Origin of the sequence: Dactylosporangium cerinum (assembly GCF_042653625.1) — a bacterium.
GTDB lineage: Bacteria > Actinomycetota > Actinomycetes > Mycobacteriales > Micromonosporaceae > Dactylosporangium > Dactylosporangium cerinum.
Window position 1 is genome coordinate 1 of record NZ_JBHSIU010000153.1, and the last position, 515, is coordinate 515.

Annotated in this window: 1 protein-coding gene; it reads left to right on the forward strand. The window is 73.0% G+C overall.

The genetic code is table 11. From position 1 onward, the window contains the following. Positions 1-63: 63 nt before the first annotated feature. Positions 64-515 (forward strand): ferredoxin reductase domain-containing protein (locus tag ACFPIJ_RS64465; protein ID WP_465252357.1); only part of this gene is annotated, 452 nt, incomplete at its 3' end.

The window sequence follows — 515 nt, forward strand, 5'->3', positions numbered from 1 at the left end:
CTGGCCCATCGGACGGCGCCGGGAACCATCGTCCGCCTCGCGCCGGCTCAGGGTGAGTTCGTCTTGCCCCAGCTGTTGCCGGGGCGGCTGCTCTTCCTGACTGCCGGCAGCGGAATCACCCCTGTGGCGGCGATGCTGCGCAGCCTGGCCGCGCACGGCGAGATGCCGGACGTGGTGCTGGTGCACTCCGCGCCCACCCCGCAGGACGTCATCTTCGGCGCGGAACTGCGAGCTCTGACCGCACGGTTTCCGCGGCTGCGGTTGTACGAGCGGCACACCCGTTCCGGCGGCCGGCTCACGATGGCGCAGCTGCGAGGCATCTGCCGGGACTGGCGCCAACGCCACGTCTGGGCATGTGGGCCGGCCTGCATGCTCGACGGTGCCGAGCGGCATTGGCGACGCGCCGGGATCGGCGACCGGTTGCATGTCGAGCGATTCCGGCCCGCCGTGACGTCCGGCGACTCCGGGGGCCGGGTCACGTTCACCGTCAGCGGCCGGCAGGCCGACGCCGGCGG